The 20,771-nt window shown below is 43.1% G+C and carries 19 protein-coding genes and 1 pseudogene; 10 read left to right on the forward strand and 10 right to left on the reverse strand.

What is annotated here, in order from left to right:
• Nucleotides 1-43 precede the first annotated feature (43 nt).
• From M1L62_RS20105 to atpD, 8 genes and pseudogenes are all read right to left on the reverse strand, one after another.
• Nucleotides 44-1,252 (reverse strand): murein hydrolase activator EnvC family protein, encoded by a 1,209-nt coding sequence (locus M1L62_RS20105; protein ID WP_254561416.1) that lies wholly within the window; start codon nt 1,250-1,252, stop codon nt 44-46.
• Nucleotides 1,253-1,479: 227 nt separating this feature from the next.
• Entirely contained in the window at nt 1,480-2,310 is an 831-nt protein-coding gene (gene lolB1, locus M1L62_RS20110; RefSeq protein WP_254561417.1) for a lipoprotein insertase outer membrane protein LolB1, read from the reverse strand.
• The gene (locus M1L62_RS20115) at nt 2,300-4,042 is read right to left on the reverse strand and encodes a tetratricopeptide repeat protein (protein WP_254561418.1); all 1,743 of its coding nucleotides are present in this window, start codon (nt 4,040-4,042) and stop codon (nt 2,300-2,302) included. The genes lolB1 and M1L62_RS20115 overlap by 11 nt, the downstream gene beginning before the upstream one ends.
• A gap of 153 nt (nt 4,043-4,195) precedes the next feature.
• Nucleotides 4,196-6,628 (reverse strand): TonB-dependent receptor, encoded by a 2,433-nt coding sequence (locus tag M1L62_RS20120; protein WP_254561419.1) that lies wholly within the window; start codon nt 6,626-6,628, stop codon nt 4,196-4,198.
• Between the two features lie 930 nt (nt 6,629-7,558).
• Nucleotides 7,559-8,015: pseudogene (gene tnpA, locus M1L62_RS20125) on the reverse strand (IS200/IS605 family transposase).
• Between the two features lie 50 nt (nt 8,016-8,065).
• A complete protein-coding gene (locus M1L62_RS20130; protein WP_254561420.1) occupies nt 8,066-9,400 on the reverse strand; it encodes an APC family permease in 1,335 nt (444 codons plus the stop codon).
• Nucleotides 9,401-9,556: 156 nt separating this feature from the next.
• Nucleotides 9,557-9,799 carry an ATP synthase F1 subunit epsilon gene (atpC, locus tag M1L62_RS20135; RefSeq protein WP_254561421.1) on the reverse strand — a complete coding sequence of 81 codons (243 nt, stop codon included), beginning with the start codon at nt 9,797-9,799 and terminating at the stop codon, nt 9,557-9,559.
• 84 nt (nt 9,800-9,883) lie between these two features.
• On the reverse strand, nt 9,884-11,404 hold the full coding sequence (gene atpD, locus M1L62_RS20140) for a F0F1 ATP synthase subunit beta (protein ID WP_254561422.1): 1,521 nt from the start codon (nt 11,402-11,404) through the stop codon (nt 9,884-9,886).
• Nucleotides 11,405-11,718: 314 nt separating this feature from the next.
• Here atpD and M1L62_RS20145 point away from each other — a divergent pair, with 314 nt between their 5' ends.
• The 8 genes from M1L62_RS20145 (at nt 11,719) to M1L62_RS20180 (ending at nt 18,255) form a co-directional block, all read left to right on the forward strand.
• On the forward strand, nt 11,719-11,952 hold the full coding sequence (locus tag M1L62_RS20145; RefSeq protein ID WP_254561423.1) for a DUF433 domain-containing protein: 234 nt from the start codon (nt 11,719-11,721) through the stop codon (nt 11,950-11,952).
• A 175-nt stretch (nt 11,953-12,127) separates the two neighbouring features.
• Entirely contained in the window at nt 12,128-14,791 is a 2,664-nt protein-coding gene (locus M1L62_RS20150; protein ID WP_254561424.1) for a hypothetical protein, read from the forward strand.
• Between the two features lie 97 nt (nt 14,792-14,888).
• Nucleotides 14,889-15,341 (forward strand): hypothetical protein, encoded by a 453-nt coding sequence (locus M1L62_RS20155; protein WP_254561425.1) that lies wholly within the window; start codon nt 14,889-14,891, stop codon nt 15,339-15,341.
• A gap of 37 nt (nt 15,342-15,378) precedes the next feature.
• Entirely contained in the window at nt 15,379-16,089 is a 711-nt protein-coding gene (locus tag M1L62_RS20160) for an ABC transporter ATP-binding protein (RefSeq protein ID WP_254561426.1), read from the forward strand.
• A gap of 56 nt (nt 16,090-16,145) precedes the next feature.
• The gene (locus M1L62_RS20165; protein ID WP_254561427.1) at nt 16,146-16,343 is read left to right on the forward strand and encodes a hypothetical protein; all 198 of its coding nucleotides are present in this window, start codon (nt 16,146-16,148) and stop codon (nt 16,341-16,343) included.
• Between the two features lie 4 nt (nt 16,344-16,347).
• Nucleotides 16,348-16,608: a type II toxin-antitoxin system RelE family toxin gene (locus M1L62_RS20170; protein WP_254561428.1), complete on the forward strand. Its 261-nt coding sequence runs from the start codon at nt 16,348-16,350 to the stop codon at nt 16,606-16,608.
• Between the two features lie 117 nt (nt 16,609-16,725).
• Nucleotides 16,726-17,448, forward strand: a complete 723-nt coding sequence (locus tag M1L62_RS20175) for an RluA family pseudouridine synthase (protein ID WP_254561429.1) — start codon at nt 16,726-16,728, stop codon at nt 17,446-17,448.
• 36 nt (nt 17,449-17,484) lie between these two features.
• Nucleotides 17,485-18,255: a hypothetical protein gene (locus M1L62_RS20180; protein WP_254561430.1), complete on the forward strand. Its 771-nt coding sequence runs from the start codon at nt 17,485-17,487 to the stop codon at nt 18,253-18,255.
• A 68-nt stretch (nt 18,256-18,323) separates the two neighbouring features.
• Here M1L62_RS20180 and M1L62_RS20185 read toward each other — a convergent pair whose 3' ends face one another.
• Together M1L62_RS20185 and msrA are read right to left on the reverse strand one after the other, a co-directional pair.
• The gene (locus M1L62_RS20185; RefSeq protein WP_254561431.1) at nt 18,324-18,854 is read right to left on the reverse strand and encodes a hypothetical protein; all 531 of its coding nucleotides are present in this window, start codon (nt 18,852-18,854) and stop codon (nt 18,324-18,326) included.
• A gap of 143 nt (nt 18,855-18,997) precedes the next feature.
• Nucleotides 18,998-19,579: a peptide-methionine (S)-S-oxide reductase MsrA gene (msrA, locus tag M1L62_RS20190; RefSeq protein WP_254561432.1), complete on the reverse strand. Its 582-nt coding sequence runs from the start codon at nt 19,577-19,579 to the stop codon at nt 18,998-19,000.
• Nucleotides 19,580-19,913: 334 nt separating this feature from the next.
• Between msrA and M1L62_RS20195 the strand changes: the two genes are divergently transcribed.
• A complete protein-coding gene (locus tag M1L62_RS20195) occupies nt 19,914-20,450 on the forward strand; it encodes a CopD family protein (RefSeq protein WP_254561433.1) in 537 nt (178 codons plus the stop codon).
• Between the two features lie 122 nt (nt 20,451-20,572).
• Nucleotides 20,573-20,767, forward strand: coding sequence for a hypothetical protein (locus M1L62_RS20200; protein ID WP_254561434.1), 195 nt, complete (start codon nt 20,573-20,575; stop codon nt 20,765-20,767).
• Nucleotides 20,768-20,771: the final 4 nt, after the last annotated feature.

Raw genomic sequence — 20,771 nt, forward strand, 5'->3', positions numbered from 1 at the left:
GGTTAAACATTAACAATTTACCATTGACAATTAATCATTAAAACTACCTTCTGATCAGCCAGCTTTCCGGGTTAAGACGGGAAGTGTTTTTCCAGATCTGGAACTGAAGTTCGGAAGTTCCGTCGCCATCTGTCGCCACACGACCAATGGTTTCTCTTGCTTTAATTTTCTGGCCTGCCGTCACGGTTACTCCCGACATTTTAGCATAAACCGTCATATAATTTCCGTGCTGTATCGCGACTACATTACCCATTCCAGGCATCTGCGTCACATCCAAAACAACACCATCGTAAACTGACCTTACAATTTCTCCGGCATTTGTCTGGATATCCACACCCAGGTTATCAACCATTACACCTTTCAAAACCGCATGCGGACGCTGTCCAAAGTGACCGGAGATAAATCCTCTTGTCGGCCACGATAAGCGCGACTGAGAAGCTGCAAATGACGAAGCAAGCGTTACTTCTTCATCGCTCATCCCACTGGACGAAACCACAGGTTCTTCCTTCGGCTCCTCTTCCACTACCTTTGCCTCGCCTTTTTTCTCTCTTTCGGCGTTTTCGCGTGCTATACGTTCCCTTTCAGCCTTCCTTTTCGCTTCACGCTCAGCCCGCTCCTCTCTTTCTCGTCGCTCCCTTTCTCTTTTTTCACGCTCAGCAATCCGGCGGATATTGGCTTCAAGTAAATTGGTCGCTTTACGGTTTTCAGCCAGCTGGTTACGCAGCTCCACTTCTTTTTGTGAAAGTTCCTGCACCACCTGATCCTGTTTCGTCTTCAGCCCTTCGAGTTTGGTATTTTCCGAAACCTGCGTCGTCAGGACCGTTTTTTGCTGCTGTTGCTTGGAAGTAATACGCTGACGCTCTGCCATCAGTTCCCTTTCAAGCACTTCCATCTGTTTTACCTGACCCTGACGGGCTTCGGTATATTGTTTCAAATACTTATAACGTAAAACAAACTGGTTGAAAGTTCCGGAGGAAAACAGGAAAACCAGCTGGTTCATATATACATTACGTTTGGAAGCCTCGTAGATCATGTCGCCATACTCTGCCTTCAGCTTGCCCAGATCATTTGCTAAAACCTGACGCTTTTTTTCAAGCGTTTTAAGTTCACCATCCAACAGTTTCAAATCGTCGGAAAGCAGATCAATCTTTTTCTTAAGTGTGTTAATCTGTTGGTTTAAAGCCCGAAGCTGTCCTAAGTTAACTTTTTTCTGAGAAGATGTCTGTTTCAGGATGCCCTGAATTTCATTCATCTTGCTCTGGTTTTCACTTTTTTCCCGTTCGAGTTGCTCACGGGTCTTTTGCGCGAATACGCTGACGGACGTACAACACAAAAGAGTCAGTACCAGAAATAAACGTCGATAATACGGTTTGTGAAAGGGCATATTCGTTTTTCTTGCTGCCAAAATACCTTAAAGGGCACGTAAAGTTAAGCAGACTTCACGTTTTTGCGCCTATAAATGGGTGGACAATCTGTTATTTACCTTTTACGTGTATAACTTGAAGGGATACTGAAGGGGAATCCGGGACTCTGATTCAGCAACTCAACCTTGTTATGTTTGATACGCATGGTAGTCTGGTAAAACTGCTTGTCTTTTTGTGACTGAACATCGAGTTTAATCAGACTGCTGAAAGGAAACAGAAAACTGTTCACATCCTTAAAGTCTTCATAGTTAAGTGTAAACGTATTTTGAGTCGGTGTTTCCACGGCTTTTAGACGTTCCAGTTTCAGGTTTTTTTCCCCTATATAATTGTCGATTACGATGCGCCCGCTGTTTTGATGCAGTCTGAAAAACTCGTTTTCTTTATAAAATTTAGGATCGCTTCCCTGCTCTATTGGCAAATTTCCAATGATAATGGATTGCAGCAATTTAAAATTCAGCTCAAAATTATATTGCTTACTGAGTTGCGCATAGCTGAAAACAAAATATTCCTTATGGAATTTATCAAGAAAAACGATAGAATCGGGGGTTATTAAGCCACGTCCAACCTCAAAACCGACTCCGGTTACGGATATCCAGATCAGGCTGTCTTTTTTGATTCTGATGTTTACATTGGTATTCTCGAAATCCTGCGTGCTGCTGCGAAGAGAAAATTTGGACTTAGCCGTGAGATAGTCGAAAGCAATTTCCTGAACTTTTACAGAAACTGTTTCAACTTTTGCTACTGAATCGGTTTTTGAAGAATCAATGGATACAAAACCAGAATCTATAATGGGCTTGGCTGTGCCTTGTACAAGATGTTTTTTGTGGCATGAAGTTAACCAAATACATCCTATGGCCATAAACCATACCGTAATCTTATTGCTCATGTAACGTTCCGGTTGCTATTTTTTTGTCAAGAAGTTCTGTTGTTTCACCCATTTTTTTTGCCTTTTTCCACTGTAAAACCGCATTTTCGCGCTCTCCCAGCTTAAACAGCACATCGCCATAATGTTCAACAATCGTGCCACTGACGTTGTTGGTATCACGAAGCGCCTTTTCAAGGGACTCTTTTGCCTTTTTGTAGTCTTTTCTGATATACAAAACCCAGGCGTGGGTATCCAGGTAAGTGGGATTATCCTGATGCTGCTGGATCAGCCGCTCAGACATTTTTAAAGCCAGATCCAGTTTCTCTTTGCGAAGTGAAAGGAAATAGCTGTAATTATTCAATACGTGATCATTGTCCGGGTTTTCCAGAAGAGCCAGGTCATATGATGCATCTGATTTTGCGTTGTCGCCGAGGCCGTTGTATGCGTCACCCATCTGCGCATGGACATACGGAAGCATCGCCTTATCGGTAATCAGTTTCAAACTTTCTTCCAGGGAGGAAATGGCTTTTTTATAGTCTTTTTTCATCAGATTGGCCATGCCATTGAAATACCACAGCATCCCCTGATTTGGGAAAACTTCCAGCGCTTTTTCTGAATGGAGAAGCAAACTATCTACCTGATTGAGTTGGCCGTCCAGCTGTAACACCGCTCCCCATGCTTCATACACCGAGCCGTCAAGTTTTGTAGCCTTGGCGTATAGGTCACGGGCTTCAGATATTTTTCCTTTCCGCACTAGCAAATCGGCATAAATAACATTGGTACGCGCTTCATTTGGATGGGTTTCGGCAAGTTGTTTGGCCAGTACAAGCGCTTCGTCCGTTTCCTGATCGGTTTTAAGCATCGTCAGATAACCGGAAAGAACACGGATTTTTGGCTCTGAATCCAGATTTGGATTCGCAAAAACCAGTTTTAATTCCTGATTACACTTTTGAACATCACCATTCCGGCGATAGATGTCGGCCAGCAATACGTGTGCCTGTGCTTCATCAGGATTGATTTTTAAGGCTTCTTCCAAAGGAGCAACTGCTTCGACGATGCGGTCGTTGGCGATCAGCATTTCGGCAAGTTCTACGCGGTAACTGACCTCATTGGGTTCTGTATCAATGAGTTTTTTTGCCTCCGCCAGGGCTTTGTCCAGCTTATTCTGACGTAAATAAAGCTGTTCTTTCTGGTGCGTTATTTCTTCGGTTACCCCGATTGATTTTTCCAGAACATCATAGGTCTGAATGGCCTTGTCAAACTGTTCGTTAAAAACATAAACCGCGGCAAGCTCGATACCGTATTGGATATTCTCGGGGCTGCGTGCTAAAAGTGGTTCGTAAATTTGTGCAGCTTCGGCATATTTTCTCCGTTTGGCGTATAGTTCAGCGAGTTGCTGTGCGTAAAAAAGATTTGTTTTATCAAGCTCGTACGCTTTTTTCGCCGGAACAATGGCATCATCCTGCCTGTCAAGTTTCAACAACGCAGTCGCCACCAGATAATACCCGGCAGGGTCCTGAGGGCTTTTCTGCGTGATTTGCTCAAATATAGGAAGTGCCCGCGCCGGTTGGTCGGTCATCATAAATTTCATTCCTTCCGCAGTAAGCGTTTCTTCTTCGAGACGAAACGTACCGGTAGAAACAACTTTTTCCTTTTCACGACTTTTGCTGCGGCGCTGAGCGCTCACATCCGTGATTCCGGAAGCCAGTACAAGGCCTGTTAGCAAGAATATTTTCAAAAATTCTGTCCTCATATTTTGTCTTGTTGCCTATCAGAAACTGAGACAGACCGGCTATTTCAATATAAATAGCAAAGGTATGATTTTTTTTCCGGGTTGGTCAGCAGAATTCAGTCTCTGCCATTGATTACTAACGCATTTTATAACGTAATCTTATAACTGGCCTGTTTATCGTACAGAATACGTGGTTTCGGAAAACCCGGGCAGGCCATACGCACTTAAAGCTTCGGCACGGATTGAGACGTTTGTACCAGCATCCGTATTAAAATAACTGAACTTTACCTTGCCGTCTTTACCTGTTCTGAGCATTGGCGCCCAGAAGACCGTTGACCGGAAATCTGGCCGGGCATCTTCCGGACGTTTCAGGTCATAACGTGGTGCATAAAACTCTCTTGGCGTATCGAAACCGGCGATTTTGGATATCGTCACACCAGGTGTGATGTCCTGAGAATAATCGTAGTTGGCATTGCCGCGTTTTGTTAAAATGGAAATAACCCCGCTTCCCCCACGACTGCCGTAAATAGCCGCTGACGCGCCTTTTAACACATCGATTGACTCGACATCGAAAATGGACATGGAGGTAATCATGGCTTTGTCAACGGGTATACCGTCCAGTAAAAAAGTAGGCTCAGTATTGCTTCCGCGTATGGAAATGGAGGCGTTTGGCCCCGATCCGGAAACCATAACGCCGGCAACACGGCCCTGAAGCATATCCAGCACGGTTTGTGCACCACCGGTCATTTGTGGTGTAACTTTGATCGATGCGTCCGCGTGGCTGTACAGTTTTCTCGAATCCCGGACTTCTTCCCTTTTTCCTTTGATGGTTACTTCTTTCAGTAGTTTTTCACGATTCTCTCTTATTTTTCGCTCAATTTCCTGATATTCCTCGGCCCGTTTTAAGTACGCTGCCATTTGCAATGCATCTACGGTTATCGGGAAAAAAGGAATACGTGATATTGTAAATTTGGGCGAGTCAAAAGGCGTCAGATTGATAGTCAGACTGCTGTTGTTTTTAGCATTCATCCCTTGAAGACGGACATTTAACGAGTCTTTGAAAATCAGATTATCCAGAGAGAAAAGTCCGGTTTCACCCGTCTCAGTCGTCAGAAAGGTATTAATACTGTCATTGGTCAGGAAAACGGATAACATTACTTTCTCAACAGGCTTCCGGTTGTTCTTTTTAACCTCTCCCTGAATGGAGAAACCCTGTTCAACGAAACGCCCAGGCTGCGTCTGGTTATCTTTCAGCACGTCGTTCCAGTTGAACCTACGCCAGCCCTGCGTCATCATCAGCAGATCCAGCTTGATTTTCCGGTCTTCGTTTTTCGGGTCAAAATAATAACCCGGCTGTTCGATATGGCCTCTCAGGTCAGAGGAAAGCAAGAGATACGAAACAATGGTCTGATCGTTCGGTTGTTGTGCGATTTGTCCCGCATCCGTAACAGCCACAGAAAGACTGGTTTCTACCGGCTTCCCGGCAGTATCGGTAACCATGATTTCAACATCTGTTTTTTCCCTCGGATTAAATGTATTTTTGTTGGTGCTGATCTTCATATGCAGGCGGTCGCCATGATCAATAAAAATCAACCGCTCGCAGACAGGGTTATTCTGACTATCAAAAAGAGTCAGCTGGGTTATGCCATCAGGCAGTGTTGTCGTGGGAATAGCCACCTGTAAGCCTTTTTTCGATATCTTTCCCTTGGCTGCAAACGCGACCAACCCTCGGGTATGGGCAACAATATTTACTTCCTTGTCGGTGTTGTCCGGAAAATTGGCATAAACCAGAATCCGCATTTTTTCCGTAGTTGTGATATTATTGACCATCATGGTATAACCTTCAGTCTTCACTTCCGGGAAGTCAAAACGTTGATAAGGTTCGGATTTTTTATGCAAAAATGCGGTGTATTTATGATTGGCAACGGGTTCAAAGGGGAATCTGCCCAGACCTAAATGCTCGCTTTTGAGGGCAGCCACGGTGTCGTTATTCTGATCCAGAACGTATCCGGTTACGTCGGCTCCCAAACCGGCTTCGTCTAATGCTTTCAGGCCTATCCGGGTACTCAGGCCCGCAACAAGCTGCCCACCCTCCGGAAAAAATTGTACATCAAGGGCTGTGGGTGTCTTTGCCGGTTTCTCTGCATTGTCATCAAAGACGTAAATATCTTTGTGAAAAAAGTAGTCCTCGGGAAAGTTACGCATCCAGTTGGTGTATGCACGAATGGTATAAGCGCCTTTGGGCAGGGATTCATCCAGTTTGATATCCCCGGAACCATAACCTCCATCGAGTTTTACTCGACGCAGCGAAATATTTTTACCGGTTCGTTTTTCAATAAGATCAACATACAGTACCTGGCTGGCACTATCGGCAAAATGAACAGATCCTTCTGCAAGGTAAGCTTTGAACCAGAGGGTGTCGCCTGTAATGTAATAGGGTTTGTCGAGGTGGAGATATGCCTTTTCCTGGGGGAATATGCGGCGGTACTCCTGTAATCTCGATGCAATGAGTTTAGAGAAATCGTCCTCGGCCCATTTGTAAGAAGCAAGAAGAACAATTGCACCAATCAGGATTGATGACTTGAAAAGCGTGTGTTTAAGAGGCATGGCTATTGACGGGTGTTGGTTTATAGATAAAGGTTACAAAATAGATTTTATCATGTTTTTTTGAATTAAATAATGTTAAATGGGCTGGTTAATATTTCTTCTGTCACCCCTTCGGGGTTGCGCTGGCTGGTTTATGATGTCTTATCTATAATACTGTCATCCCTTCGGGATTTTGGATGGCTGGTTTTGATTTATGTAATGATATTTGGGTAATTTCTTCTTTCACCCCTTCGGGGTTACTCCGGTTGGTTTTTGATGTCTTTTCTATAATACTAACATCCCTTCGGGATTGTGGGTAGTTGGTTTTGATTTATGTAATGATATTTGGGTAATTTCTTCTGTCACCCCTTCGGGGTTGCGCTGGCTAGTTTATAACGGTTTTTCTATAATACTAACATCCCTTCGGGAATGTGGGTAGTTGGTTTTGATTTATGTAATGATATTTGGGTAATTCTTCTGTCACCCCTTCGGGGTTACTCCGGTTGGTTTATGATGTCTTTTCTATAATACTAACATCCCTTCGGGATTGTGAGTTGTTGGTTTTGATTTATGTAATGATATTTGGGTAATTCTTCTGTCACCCCTTCGGGGTTGCGCTGGCTGGTTTATGATGTCTTATCTATAATACTAACATCCCTTCGGGATTGTGGATGGCTGGTTTTGATTTATGTAATGATATTTGGGTAATTTCTTCTGTCACCCCTTCGGGGTTGCTCCGGCTGTTTTTTGACATTTTTTCTATAATACTAACATCCCTTCGAGATTGTGCATCATCGGTTATTAATCCGTTTCCATCGGTTTTGATGTTTCCATTTTTTTCTTCTGTCCTGGACAATCCCGAAGGGATGACAGTATTATAGAAAAAATGTCAACCACCCGGATCCACAACCCGGAACGGGTGACAGAACTTGTGCAACCAATTTTCAACCGTTATTCAATCCAGTCAGACAAATATTTTTCATCATAACCGATTTGAAATTTGTTTATCTACATATTCTTCCCGGAACGTTCTTTTCTGGTGGTGGATTTCCTGATTTTTGATGTACTGAAACACAGACTCAACCTGTGATTGACCGTAAGAAAAGGCACCAAAACCTTCCTGCCATGAAAACTTTCCGGCGACCATTTTCTTTGAATTAATAAAATTGGACGAATTGTTTTTAACATCACGTACAAGGTCGGAAATGGAAATGGATGGTTTCACCCCGACAAATAAATGCACATGGTCTCCCACTCCGTTTATAATAATCGGCTTTTGACCCTTGCCTTTGACAATACCTGCGATATATTCATACAAACCTTCCCTGTATTCCCGTCGTATTAAATTCTCTCTTCCTTTTACTGCAAATACCACCTGGACGTACAGCTGTGAAAATGTACCTGACATAATAAATGAGTTAGTGTGTGAACTGTTTAGGATACCGGAAGTTAATTAATTTACCGGTTCAACCGCTGTACCACCAGGAAGATCGGATAACTGATAACCAAAAATAACAGCGCATACCAACTGCTGGAAATATCCTGGAAAATGGCCGAAACCAAAAATGCCAGAGAGATAATCAACATAAGAATCGGTAGCACAGGATAGGCGGGCACTTTCCAGGGACGGGGCAAAAGAGGTTCTTTTTTCCGGAGTGCAAGCAGCGAAGCAAAACCGGACGTATAACCCAGTACAAAAAAGAATGTGGCAATATCAGAAAGTTTTTCACAGGCTTCCTTACCTGCCAGTATCAGTAAAATAGCAACTGTGGCAGTAATTGGCATCGCCAATGCGGGCGTTCCACCTTTGTTGACATAGGTGCCTGCATTGATAAAAAGTCCGTCGCGGCTCATTGAATACAGGACTCTTGGGTTAAACAACATCTGGGCGTTAACAATACCAAGGATGGATACCATCAGGAAAATCGTCACAATTTTACCGGATCCTTCCCCAAAGATTAACCTTATGGCATCGGCAGCGGCCAGCTTTGAATTGGCCAGTTCATTCATGGGCAGAATGTACAAAATAGCCATATTGCATAACAGGTAGATGACGATGATTAACAAAACACCTCCAATCATCGATTTTGGAAGGTTTTTGCTTGGGTCTTTGTCTTCTTCCGTAAAATAGGCAGCCGTGTGCCAGCCGTCATAAGTGTAAAATATCGCCTGAAGAGAAAAGATCAGTGGCCCGATAAAACTGCCTGTCTGGATAATTTTACTGGTGGTCAGGCTGGCATCAGCAGGTGATATTTCTTTGCCATAAATAAAACAAACAGCGACGAAGGTGAAAAGGCCGACTGCTTTCAGAAAACTCATCACGTTCTGAAAATTACTGGCCAAAGCGAGTCCTATCCAGTGTATTCCGGTCAGGACTAAAAGAATTGAGGCTGCAATGTAGGCTTCGTATCCTAGCAGTGAAGGTATCAAAAGTGCCATGTATTCGCTCATGGTATACACGCCGAAACCCAATGCGGCGCAGGTGCCGAGCCAGCTGTTGATCCCGACGACAAATCCTGCATAATTTCCAAAGGCCCGCTGGGCATACACGTACCAGGCCCCTGCTTTCGGGACTGATGTCCCCAGTTCAATGGTGCATAATGTGCCGAGAAAAGCATAAATACTGACAGCAATCCAGACGGTCATGATAAGCCAGGGTTCTCCCAGTTGCGCTGCAATCGGGCCTGGTTTTCTGAGTATGCCGGTTCCGATTGTTCCGCCGATTGTTACGGCAATTCCGAAGCCGACGCCTAAGATTTTAAGAAGTTCTTTTTTGGGAGAAGGTTGCTGCATAGGAGTGTTCTGAAAAGTGCTTCTCCGAAAATAGTTAAAGTTTCGGAAACTTGGAGAAATCACAGCCTAATTGCAGGCAAAGGGTCTTTGTGAAGGGGCAAAAAAATAGGGTGCGGGCAAAAATGCCAGCACCCTACAAAAAAATATAATTTTACCCTACAAAATCGCCTCAGCCAAAACCAAAACTTTATTGTTCAGTACCTCAACCACACCACCATCGATGGTATAAGTTTGTTTGGCGCCACTGATATCGACAATCACATCGCCACGTTTGAGAGAACTCACAAGTGGTGCATGACTATTCAAAACCTGAAACTGTCCGTCGGTACCCGGTAAAGTAACAGCATTTGCCTCTCCGGCAAATACTTTTTTATCTGGGGTAATGATATCTAAATGCATATTTAATTGGCTTTTGGCTGTTAGCGATCAGCTTTTAGTATTGATATAAATATCTCACTATCAGTCTGTCAATCAATATTGTGATTATCTGTTAGCAGCTTCTGCCATCATTTTTTCACCTTTGATCTGAGCATCTTCAATAGTACCAACAAGGTTGAAAGCCATTTCAGGAAGGTGATCGTATCCGCCATCCATGATCTGGTTAAATCCTTTGATTGTATCGTTGATGTCTACCAATACACCTTTAAGACCTGTAAACTGTTCAGCCACAAAGAAAGGTTGTGACAAGAAACGTTCTACACGACGTGCACGTGATACAACAAGTTTATCTTCATCAGATAATTCTTCCATACCAAGGATCGCGATGATATCCTGCAATTCTTTATAACGTTGCAAGATGTTTTTCACACGCTGAGCACAGTTGTAGTGAGCGTCACCCAATGTTTCAGCGTTCAGGATACGGGAAACTGAATCTAGTGGATCCACAGCAGGATAAATACCTTTTTCAGCAACTTTACGGGAAAGCGTAGTTGTTGCGTCCAAGTGAGTAAATGTCGTCGCCGGTGCCGGATCCGTCAAGTCATCCGCAGGTACATAAACAGCCTGTACAGATGTAATAGAACCACGTTTTGTGGAAGTAATACGCTCCTGCATCTGACCCATTTCAGTAGCAAGTGTTGGCTGGTAACCTACCGCAGAAGGCATACGTCCCAAAAGGGCCGATACTTCTGATCCTGCTTGTGTAAAACGGAAGATATTGTCAATAAAGAAAAGGATATCACGTCCCTGACCTTCGCCATCTCCATCACGGAAATATTCAGCAACGGTAAGACCCGTCAAGGCAACACGCGCACGCGCTCCAGGAGGCTCGTTCATTTGTCCGAACACGAAAGTAGCTTGTGAGTCTTTCAAAGTTTCATAATCCACTTTTGAAATATCCCATCCGCCTTCTTCCATGCTGTGTTTGAAATCGTCACCGTATTTAATGATACCAGCTTCGATCATCTCACGCATCAAGTCATTTCCTTCACGAGTACGCTCTCCAACACCCGCGAATACTGAAAGACCAGCATATGCTTTTGCGATGTTGTTGATCAATTCCTGAATCAATACCGTTTTACCAACACCGGCACCACCAAACAAACCGATTTTACCCCCCTTTACATAAGGAGCAAGTAAGTCGATAACTTTGATACCTGTGAAAAGTACCTCAGTAGCTGTTGCCAAATCTTCATATTTTGGAGCAGCACGGTGAATTGAAATACGTTTGTCAGTAGCGTCAACTGGATTAAGACCGTCGATAGGCTCTCCAATTACGTTAAACAAACGTCCTTTAATTGATTCACCAGTTGGGATTGTGATCGGAGAACCAAGAGGTTTCACAGCCATTCCGCGGAACATACCTTCGGTACTGTCCATCGCAATAGTACGAACTCTGTCTTCGCCTAAGTGTTGCTGACACTCAAGGATTACTTTTTGACCGTTTGATTTGATGACCTCTAATGCATCAAGAATAGCCGGGATGCGTTCGCTGTCTTCAAATGATACGTCTACAACGGGACCAATTACCTGCGTAATTTTTCCTAAGTTTGTCGCGTTTGCCATTATAAGAATTTTAGTATAGTCTATGAGAGGTTATTTTCAGACCGCAAAAGTAGGAGATAATTTGGTCAGTACCAATAGTGTCACGATTCATTTATTGGATATTTTTTAGAAAATCACCCAAAATCAGTTAAAACAGTATAGAAATTATCAGAAACGGGTTAAAAAAATGTTGTGCCAGGAACTTTTTTTTCAATATGAACTTATTTTTTCGATACACGAATATTTCAATATTAGCATATTGCGATTTGGAATGGATTTGATGAAGTTATGAAAATCGGCTAAATTTGAGTTATAAATCTTTATACTTCTGATAAATGAATACACAGCTTTTAGAGCGGATCACGTTCAATCCGAATCAATGCGGAGGAAAACCATGTATTCGTAATATGCGTATAAGAGTGACAGACGTCATTGAGTTATTGGCAAATGGATTAACGCCGGAACAGATTGTTGCTGAGGAATTACCTGATTTGGTTCCGGAATATATCACCGCTTGTCTTCTCTATGCGGCTGTGAAACTGAATCATCCTGTTTTACAAGCAGCTTGATGATCATCCTTGATGCAACATATACCTCCTAATTTAACTTAACCCAGGCATTAGACCTGCTTCAAAATACCGATCTCGTAGAAATCATCTGATAGCTGATGTTCGATTTGAAACATTATATCAAATTGTGGCAGGCAGGCGTTGGTAACTTTCAGTATCGGGCTAAAAAACATTTATGAAAGAACTTTTTTTTTGGAAAGTATGGTCTTCGTCTGAACGCAGAATTACAATTGCTGCTTTCGTCATTATAATATTATCAATACTCTTTTTCGTTCTGAAAGGCATTGATCCCCTTGCCAATGTGATCCGCTGGGACGTACTCAGCGAACTGTCCGATATCTCCACCGTTGTGGATGTTCTGAAATTTGATCAGTGGCAGTATGGAATTTCTGTTCCTTCCAATCTGGTTACTGAACAGTTTGTCGCTTCCACCATGGAAACCGATTTTCTGACCTTGAAAATCTTTTGGGGGTTTGTAATTATTGGTCTTTCCTTTATTCTGGCGGCCTTAACGACCATGCCGCGTTTCTGGTATTTGGCCGGAATGGTTGTATTTATTCTTCTGCTCGCTTCTGCAAGGCTCGAAACGCTGGGTGTGTTTGGCGAAGGAAGCCGGGTTTTGTTTATTATAACCGTAACATTATTTACGGGTCTCAGCTATTATTTCCATGCGTTCCGCCCCGACCTTGGAATCGGCACGCGGATTCTTGGACTTTTGGGAGTTTCAGTTTTTTTGTTGATCCTGATTGCTTTTGTGTCGCCGGTTGCCTTCCCTGCGCTAACGGCAGCATCTTATTCCCTGCCAGTCTGGATGCTGATCTCGATTATATTTTTGCTGGTATCGGCAACGGAAATTGTTGCGGCGCTGGTATGGCTTAGTACGAGCGGAGAAAGTAAAAATGGCAAATCGGGTCTGACCAATTTTCTGGTGATCAGCATTCTTTATCTGTTGTCCCTGCTCCTGCTCTACCTGAAAAACACACGTCAGATCGATTGGGACCTTACTTTATTGAGTCCGGTATATCTTGCCATTGCCGCCGGGGTGTTAGGTCTCTGGGGTTTTAAGAAAAGAACGGATTCTACCAATGGATTAATATCCTTTCGCACAACCGGTTTTTGGTTATATATAGGCCTTTTTATTGTTACAGCCGCTTTTACTGCATACGCCGCAGGGACGGCCAATGATCCTTTGCTGGAAGTTTTGGAAGATGTTGTGGTGAACGGACAGCTGGCCATGAGCATCGTTTTTCTTTTTTATATTATCGTAAACTTTTACGCCGTATTCAAACAAGGGCTGGCTGTTCATAAGGTATTATATAAACCCATGCGTTTTGGATTAACACAGACCCGTCTGTTTGGTTTCGCGGGAGTGGTGGTACTATTCTCGATGCAGCGGCTGCTCCCCGTTTATCAGGGTGTGGCGGGATATTTCAACGGGTTGGGTGATTTATATTCCAACACGGGTGAATATCCTCTTGCGGAGCAGTATTATAAAATGGCGTTGCAGCAGGAATTTCAGAATCATAAGTCTAACTACGCGTTGGCTTCACTTGCCTTGCGGCAGGGCGATAAGGTGGCAGCGGCCTATTATTTCCGTCAGGCTTTATTGAAAAACCCTTCTCCGCAGGCATATGCAGGTCTTACGGGTGTATTGATGCAGGAAAGTCTGTTTTTTGATGCTGTTTTTAGTTTGCAGGAGGGTCTTAGGGCTTTTCCGGAAAGCGGAGAATTGTTAAATAACCTGGGCATGCTCTATGCCAAAACGAACGTAGCGGATTCGGCACATTTTTATCTCGACAAAGCTGAAAAAAATATAAAAAGATCAGAAGTGCCGGCAACGAATTTACTGGCAATCTGGGCACGGAGCACCGATGCAGGGTTGCTGGATTCCCTGGCCAATAACAGTAATGCGCAAAAATATCTTTCCTGGCAGGCAAACTGGCTGGCCGTTCAAAACCTGCGTCAGAAATTTCCTAAGCAATTCTTTAAGGATGACGCGATTAATCCGGATTCTGTTCTGAGTGTTTCCAGCCTGGCCTATTTGTTGAATTATGCGCGAAATCAGGCGAGTGCAGATAGTTTGCCGGCTACGTTTTTACCAAAACTGGCAAATAAAAATCCGTTGCTTTCGGAGGATCTGTCGCTGGGTGCGCTTTATCCTGAATTTTACAGCGGGAATAAGTTGAAAGCCATTGAAACGCTGTCGGTTTGGGCAGAGCAAGGGGGCGAGAAAAGTAAAATGTATCATAAGGTACTTGGCCACTGGTTGTTGCAGGTTGGTTTATATGACCTGGCGATTCAGCATCTGGCGAATGTCGACGGTGTGGAAGGGATACTCGGACAAGCTGTTGGCTATGCACTTTCAGGTCAGCAGGCTATTGGCGGGCTATTGCTTCAGAGAATGCAGGAAAAAGAACCGAATCCGGCGCTGCAAAAATTACAAGGCTCTTTGATGACCATCAAACCGCCGCAAACCAGAGCGGATTCGCTTTTTGCGACAGCGCAGAAAATACCTTCCGACAAAAATTTCGACGCGGCGATCCATGCCAATCCCTTTGACGCCAAAATTGTAGCGGCGGCTGCCAGTTATTACGGACAAAAGAAGCAGGTTTCGAAGGCTTACAAAATTGTCCTGGATGCCATGAAATTTAATGACCGCGCTCCGTTGTTATGGCAGCAGTATACCATTTTAAGCTTACAACAGGGCCTCACTGGTCAGGCGGATGAAGGCGAAGCGCAGGTCAGGGAATTATCCTCTCCTGCCGATTATCAGGCTTTTGTTACGCGCTATCAGCCTATGCGTGCTCTCATCGAAAAACAACGGGCGGAGTTTCATTGATTTTTTATTTTAGCATTTGAAAGATGCTGTCTAACCTTTTGTGAAGTAATTTTAAGACGCTTTACAATCAGCGTTGTTCAAAATCCGGAAAAATCCTATGACATTACAATGGACATCATCAATGAGCGGCCAGGAAACCCGGATATTCCGTGGAAAACTGATTGCCGGAATATTGAAGCGCAGTTTTTGGAAAGACGACGCCTACGGTGAATTAAACGGTCATATGGTTCGGTTTAAAACCAACGGATTCTGGAAACGTACCACACAGATTCTGGACATTGAAGGCACAAAAGAGCTGGGGCTCATAACGTTCAATATCTGGAAAAGCACCGCTGTGATAACCTATGAAAATCAAACGTACGGGTGGAAATTTGATTCATGGATGAGGAAAAAATGGCAGCTGGGAAACGGAGATGATTTTGTTCAATATGTGAAGAGAAGCAGCTGGAAAAATGAAGGGGATATAGAAATACAGAATATTTCTCCGGCACTCGTTTTAGCAGGGCTTTTTATTTATGGTTATTTCTGGAAAATCGCGGCAGCATCCTGATTATAGAAAACTTCCTATCAAACAATAATTGTTCATTATGAAAATCATTGAAACGACCGATATCTCCAAGCGCTATGTGATGGGCAGCGAGATTATCCAGGCACTTAAATCGGTAACTATTTCTGTGAGTAAAGGAGAATACGTGGCGTTTATGGGGCCTTCGGGTTCGGGGAAGTCTACTTTGATGAATATAATCGGCTGTCTGGATACGCCCAGCACCGGCAAATATATCCTGAACAATAAGGACGTCAGCGATATGTCGGAAAGTGAGCTCGCAGAAATACGTAACAAGGAAATCGGCTTTGTGTTCCAGACTTTTAATCTTTTGCCCCGTATGTCTTCGCTGGACAATGTGGCATTGCCGCTAATTTATGCGGGTTTAAGCAAAGCCGATCGTACGGAAAAAGCGATGATGTCGCTTCGAAATGTGGGGCTGGAAAACCGGGCCGGACATAAGCCCAATGAGCTTTCCGGGGGACAACGCCAACGTGTAGCCATTGCGCGTGCGCTTGTCAATGACCCGAGTATTCTGCTTGCGGATGAACCAACGGGAAATTTGGATTCCAAAACATCTTATGAGATTATGGACCTGTTCGATCAGTTGTATAGCAAAGGCAATACGATTGTAATGGTAACGCACGAAGAGGATATCGCCCATTATGCCCACCGGATCATCAGGTTACGCGACGGTTTGGTGGAGTCTGATACGATCAATCCAAATCCTACGAAGGTTGGGCATTTGGTGTAAGGGCAAATGTCATTTGATATAATTTTATTAACTTTCGGAAAAAGAAAGGAATTAAGATGGAAGGAATCAGCTATTTAACAGATGATGCAGGCCATAAGAAGGCAGTAGTAATTGACTTTACCTTGCTCAAAGACCGCGATGGCTTAACTGAAATTCTTGAAGAAATTGAAGATGAAATCGCTGTTGAATTGAGGAGAGATGAGCCATCATTTGACTGGAGTGAAGTTAAAGCAGGATTGATGGAGAAGGACTGATGATATGTATAAAATTATCATCGGAAGGTCAGCACTAAAAGAATTGGAGGAAGTTCCCAAAGTATCCAGGCTTAAAATAATTTCAAAAATTGATGAACTGGCTATTGAACCGAGACCAAGTGGCGTTAAAAAGCTGCAAAGCTCATCCAATTCGTATCGAGTCAGGGTTGGCAATTACAGAGTAATATATCAAATTGAAGATTTAAAGCTGATTGTCAATATAATAAAAGTCGCAGACAGGAAAGAAGTATATAGAAAAAGATAGTACGTGCTGTCTGATTTCAAAGAATTTATAACACGAACAATACAAGAATCAAAGTGAAATCCGAATGAATTACTGCGTCGTTGTAATTTATTCGGATTATTTTTAGTTAATACCTTTATGAAAATCAATTTCGCAGACTTAATTTTATTTGAAGACGAGGATTTTTTACTCGTTAATAAACCGCCGCATCTGGCGACACTGGATGAACGTACTGCCGACCGTGGAGGCAGTGTTTTACGCCTTGCCAAAGAATACAATCCGGAGTTACAGGCAGCACACAGGCTCGATAAAGAGACTTCCGGCGTGCTGGCTTTTGCAAAAAATCCGGCGGCTTATCGTCATTTGGCCATGCAGTTTGAACACAGGGAAGTTACCAAACGGTATCACGCTGTAACGAATGGCATCCATGACCTCGACAGCATTTCTGTTTATTTGCCCATTTTGGCATTAAAAAACGGAACGGCAGTAAAAATTGACCGGGCTGAGGGAAAAGTGGCCGAAACCATTTTTAATACGCTAAAAGTGTTTCGCGGTTACACACTTGTGGAATGTATCCCCATTACCGGGCGTATGCATCAGATCCGTATCCACCTTTCATGCCTGAAGGCGCCCATCGTTTGCGATCCGCAGTATGGCGGTGAGCCGATTTTCCTTTCGAGCCTGAAACGTAAGTTTAACCTTAAAAAGGAAACGGAAGAGCAGCCACTTATCCAACGGGTAGCATTGCATGCATTTTCTCTTTCTTTTGCATTGATGAACGGCGATCCGGTGAAAATTGAAGCACCTTATCCAAAAGATTTTGAGGTACTTGTAAAGCAGCTGAACAAGTTCGGAGTTTAAAATATTAGCCATTTCTTATCTAAGTCACACTTCTTTATGAGATCAATTTTATTCGCATCCAGGATATTCTTCCTGTTTTGTTTCTTTTTTGCAACATTAACAGGTTCATTAACAGCACAAACGGTTCGAAAGAATGACGTGATTGTGAAAAAGGATAATGAAAAGATTGAGGTGGTTATCCAGGAAATTGATGCGAATACGATCCGATATAAAAAAGTAAGCGACCCGGACGGACCGGTTTTTACACTAAACAAAACAGACGTTACTTCCATTTTATACGGAAACGGTGAGGTGGAAAATTTCGATAAACCGACCGATGAGTATTTTGCTCCGGGTAGTGTGCCGCCCCCGGTTATTTATAAACAGGAACAGCCCAAAACATACTATAACTCGGGTGGAAGACTTTCTGGCCGTGATTCTGATCAGCTCCGGTCGAATTATAAGCTCTATGTTAAAAAAGCCAGATCTTACAGAAAACTGGGTTTTATCGGAGCCTCTGCCGGATTATTGTTTACTGTGGTGGGAGCCGCCATTATTTCGAGCGCTGATAATTATTACAACACAGGTACAGGAACGTATGTATCGAATGACGACGCTGCCGCAGGAGCATTGCTTTTTTTATTTGGTCTGGGCGGAGGAATTCCCCTGACAATCGTCGGTTTTGTTAAACACAAGAGTTATACTAAAAGAGCAGTAGAAGTCCAGAACGAGCTTCGCAGAAGGAACCAGCCGTTATCATTGCGGTTGAGTCCGGGGTTTAATCCACAGACAAATACAGGATACCTATCGTTGAAACTGGCGTTTTAATAACCCATAAATCATAAAAAAGCGGTGCAAGAGTCTCTTGCACCGCTTTTTTAATGAAGTGTAATATCTTAGAATTTGAAAGCAATTCCAGCCTTGAATGGAGAAGCATTGTAACCAACTTCTGCAAAAACACCCATTTTAGGTTTGAAATAATAACGGGCACCAGCAAAAACGCCGAAGAATACACCGCTACCATAGCCGTCATCATATAATCCTGAATAACCATCAGGATCACTGAATGAAGAAACGCGATATCCTATGGCAGGTCCTGCGTAAAGGTCAAGGTTGTCCATTTTAAGGAAGTGCTTTCCGTAATGGTATGAGCCCCTTGCTGCAATTGTGAAGAAATTATATTTCCACTTATAGCCAACAAAGCCATAATTCCAGGTTGTAAAGTCAGCTTGTCCACCTACACTGATGAAGTCGTGAATACCTGCTTCATAAGATGCTCCGACACCAACACCGCCTCCGCCATAAGTACCACCAAGGTTGATCCCTGCATTCAATAATTTATCTCCTTTTTCAAATTGCGCAAAAGCTGATTGAGAAGTAATTCCCAAAACGGCAATAACGATTAGCGTTGATAGAATGTTTTTCATTTTGATAGAATGATTAAGTAAAATAATAATGGCACAAATTAAAGCGATTATTTTTTTGCTTCAAAACTTGTGCCATTGATACTTATTATACGGAAAATTACAATGATGAAAGGCTTTTTACGCTTGCTTCCGGTTTTCCATCGTCAAATGTTCTTTTTGAGCTTGTCGTGAAAAACCTTACGGAATTTGTCAAGCTTAGGTGCTATTACGAATGCACAGTAACCCTGATCCGGGTTTTTCGCAAAGTAGTCCTGGTGGTAGTCCTCGGCGCTGTAAAACTTCGGAGCCTTTGTAATTTCAGTTACAATAGGCTTTGCATAAGCGCCGGATTTATCCAGTTCTTTTTTTGCTTCTTCGGCCAGTTTTTTCTGCTCATCGTTATGATAGAAAATCACAGAGCGGTACTGGGTGCCGATGTCGTTTCCCTGACGATTCAGGGATGTAGGATCATGTCCCCGGAAAAACGCTTCCAGGAGGGCTGTGTAAGTAATTTTTTTCGGGTCGTACGTAACTTGTATGCATTCTGCATGGCCCGTTGTACCCTCACAAACTTCCTTGTAGGTAGGTTCTGCAACGTGCCCTCCGGAATAACCGGATACTACATCTTTTACACCATCCAGCGTCTCGAATAAAGCTTCCGAACACCAGAAACACCCTGTTCCGAATGTAGCAATTTGCGTGTTAGCAGTATCGATTGGCGTCGATACGGATGTTTCATTACTCATTTTTTTCTTTTGTTTTTTATCGGATTGTGCGCAAGATATGAGAACCATACAGCACATGAATACGAACGTGAAAATCGGGATGATTGGTTTCATCGAAAGTATATAGTTAATTTTAAACCTGTGTTCGTTTAACAGTTATTTACAGCAGAAAGTTTACGGTGTAACTTTGCGTGTCGACTGATCCAAAACGGGCTTTAAGCAAGCGTTTTTTACCGTTTTAGCAAATAAATATACGATGGAAACATCGGTGGCGGATCATTCCGTTCACAAATCATGTTAAATACCGGAAGCCGTTTGTCTGCAAGTTTTTCTTTATTCATGTTACTTATTCGTAATGACCTATTTACACTTTAAAGCACTCCATATCATTTTCGTCGTAAGCTGGTTTGCTGGACTTTTTTACATGCCCAGACTGCTCGTTTACCACACCGAAGCACAGGGTAAACTTGAAGCGGCGAAGGAAATCCTGAGTGCAGAATTTATAAAAATGGAGAAACTTCTCTGGAACGCGATCATGGTCCCTGCCATGTGGATGACGTTGATTACCGGTGGAACGATGATCTATCTAACGCCGGGCTGGCTCAGCCAGGGCTGGATGCATATGAAACTGACATTTGTTCTGGGGCTTATCGGCTATCATTTTTTCACACGGAAGTTAATCCTGGAAATACAAAAAGGACATTTCCGTTTCTCGTCCACGCAGCTCAGGTTATGGAATGAAGTGGCGACCATTTTCCTTTTTTCGATTGTATTTCTGGTCGTGCTGAAAAACTCGGTGGACTGGATCTGGGGCGTTTTAGGGCTGATCGCCTTTGCTATTATCATTATGTCGGCGGTGAAAATTGTAAAACGGATTCGGGAAAATAAGTAGGCCGTCTGTTCGTTATGATGTTGGGTTAAGATTGACAATAAATAACTTAGAAAAATATGGCACCTTTCTATCTGGTACAGTTCTTTTAAATATTTAATGTTTTATCACAAAACTCGATAGTCATGACATACATAAATAAGATAATATATTTCCTTGCAAAGGTATGGTTTGCCTTTGTGATGTTGCTGGCGCTGGTACTCACAGCTGTGCTTTCCGTTCCCTTTTTCATTATGGAATGGATCGATAAATCTCCGGCTGACAGACAAACAATGATTCTCAGAAACAAAATAATAAGGCTGAATAAAACTTCAAGCTAAAAAC

The sequence above is a fragment of the Dyadobacter diqingensis genome, from assembly GCF_024220585.1.
GTDB classification, from domain to species: domain Bacteria; phylum Bacteroidota; class Bacteroidia; order Cytophagales; family Spirosomataceae; genus Dyadobacter; species Dyadobacter diqingensis.

Excerpts from the sequence above, each read along its gene's own strand:
- atpC (WP_254561421.1), bottom strand. The coding sequence starts at position 9,799 with ATGCATTTAGATATCATTACCCCAGATAAAAAAGTATTTGCCGGAGAG.
- M1L62_RS20200 (WP_254561434.1), top strand. The coding sequence starts at position 20,573 with ATGACATACATAAATAAGATAATATATTTCCTTGCAAAGGTATGGTTT.
- M1L62_RS20120 (WP_254561419.1), bottom strand. The coding sequence starts at position 6,628 with ATGCCTCTTAAACACACGCTTTTCAAGTCATCAATCCTGATTGGTGCA.
- M1L62_RS20130 (WP_254561420.1), bottom strand. The coding sequence starts at position 9,400 with ATGCAGCAACCTTCTCCCAAAAAAGAACTTCTTAAAATCTTAGGCGTC.
- M1L62_RS20185 (WP_254561431.1), bottom strand. The coding sequence starts at position 18,854 with ATGAAAAACATTCTATCAACGCTAATCGTTATTGCCGTTTTGGGAATT.
- M1L62_RS20115 (WP_254561418.1), bottom strand. The coding sequence starts at position 4,042 with ATGAGGACAGAATTTTTGAAAATATTCTTGCTAACAGGCCTTGTACTG.
- M1L62_RS20195 (WP_254561433.1), top strand. The coding sequence starts at position 19,914 with ATGACCTATTTACACTTTAAAGCACTCCATATCATTTTCGTCGTAAGC.
- M1L62_RS20145 (WP_254561423.1), top strand. The coding sequence starts at position 11,719 with ATGAATACACAGCTTTTAGAGCGGATCACGTTCAATCCGAATCAATGC.
- M1L62_RS20155 (WP_254561425.1), top strand. The coding sequence starts at position 14,889 with ATGACATTACAATGGACATCATCAATGAGCGGCCAGGAAACCCGGATA.
- M1L62_RS20160 (WP_254561426.1), top strand. The coding sequence starts at position 15,379 with ATGAAAATCATTGAAACGACCGATATCTCCAAGCGCTATGTGATGGGC.
- M1L62_RS20180 (WP_254561430.1), top strand. The coding sequence starts at position 17,485 with ATGAGATCAATTTTATTCGCATCCAGGATATTCTTCCTGTTTTGTTTC.
- msrA (WP_254561432.1), bottom strand. The coding sequence starts at position 19,579 with ATGAGTAATGAAACATCCGTATCGACGCCAATCGATACTGCTAACACG.
- M1L62_RS20175 (WP_254561429.1), top strand. The coding sequence starts at position 16,726 with ATGAAAATCAATTTCGCAGACTTAATTTTATTTGAAGACGAGGATTTT.
- M1L62_RS20170 (WP_254561428.1), top strand. The coding sequence starts at position 16,348 with ATGTATAAAATTATCATCGGAAGGTCAGCACTAAAAGAATTGGAGGAA.
- M1L62_RS20105 (WP_254561416.1), bottom strand. The coding sequence starts at position 1,252 with ATGAATGAAATTCAGGGCATCCTGAAACAGACATCTTCTCAGAAAAAA.
- lolB1 (WP_254561417.1), bottom strand. The coding sequence starts at position 2,310 with ATGAGCAATAAGATTACGGTATGGTTTATGGCCATAGGATGTATTTGG.
- M1L62_RS20150 (WP_254561424.1), top strand. The coding sequence starts at position 12,128 with ATGAAAGAACTTTTTTTTTGGAAAGTATGGTCTTCGTCTGAACGCAGA.
- M1L62_RS20165 (WP_254561427.1), top strand. The coding sequence starts at position 16,146 with ATGGAAGGAATCAGCTATTTAACAGATGATGCAGGCCATAAGAAGGCA.
- atpD (WP_254561422.1), bottom strand. The coding sequence starts at position 11,404 with ATGGCAAACGCGACAAACTTAGGAAAAATTACGCAGGTAATTGGTCCC.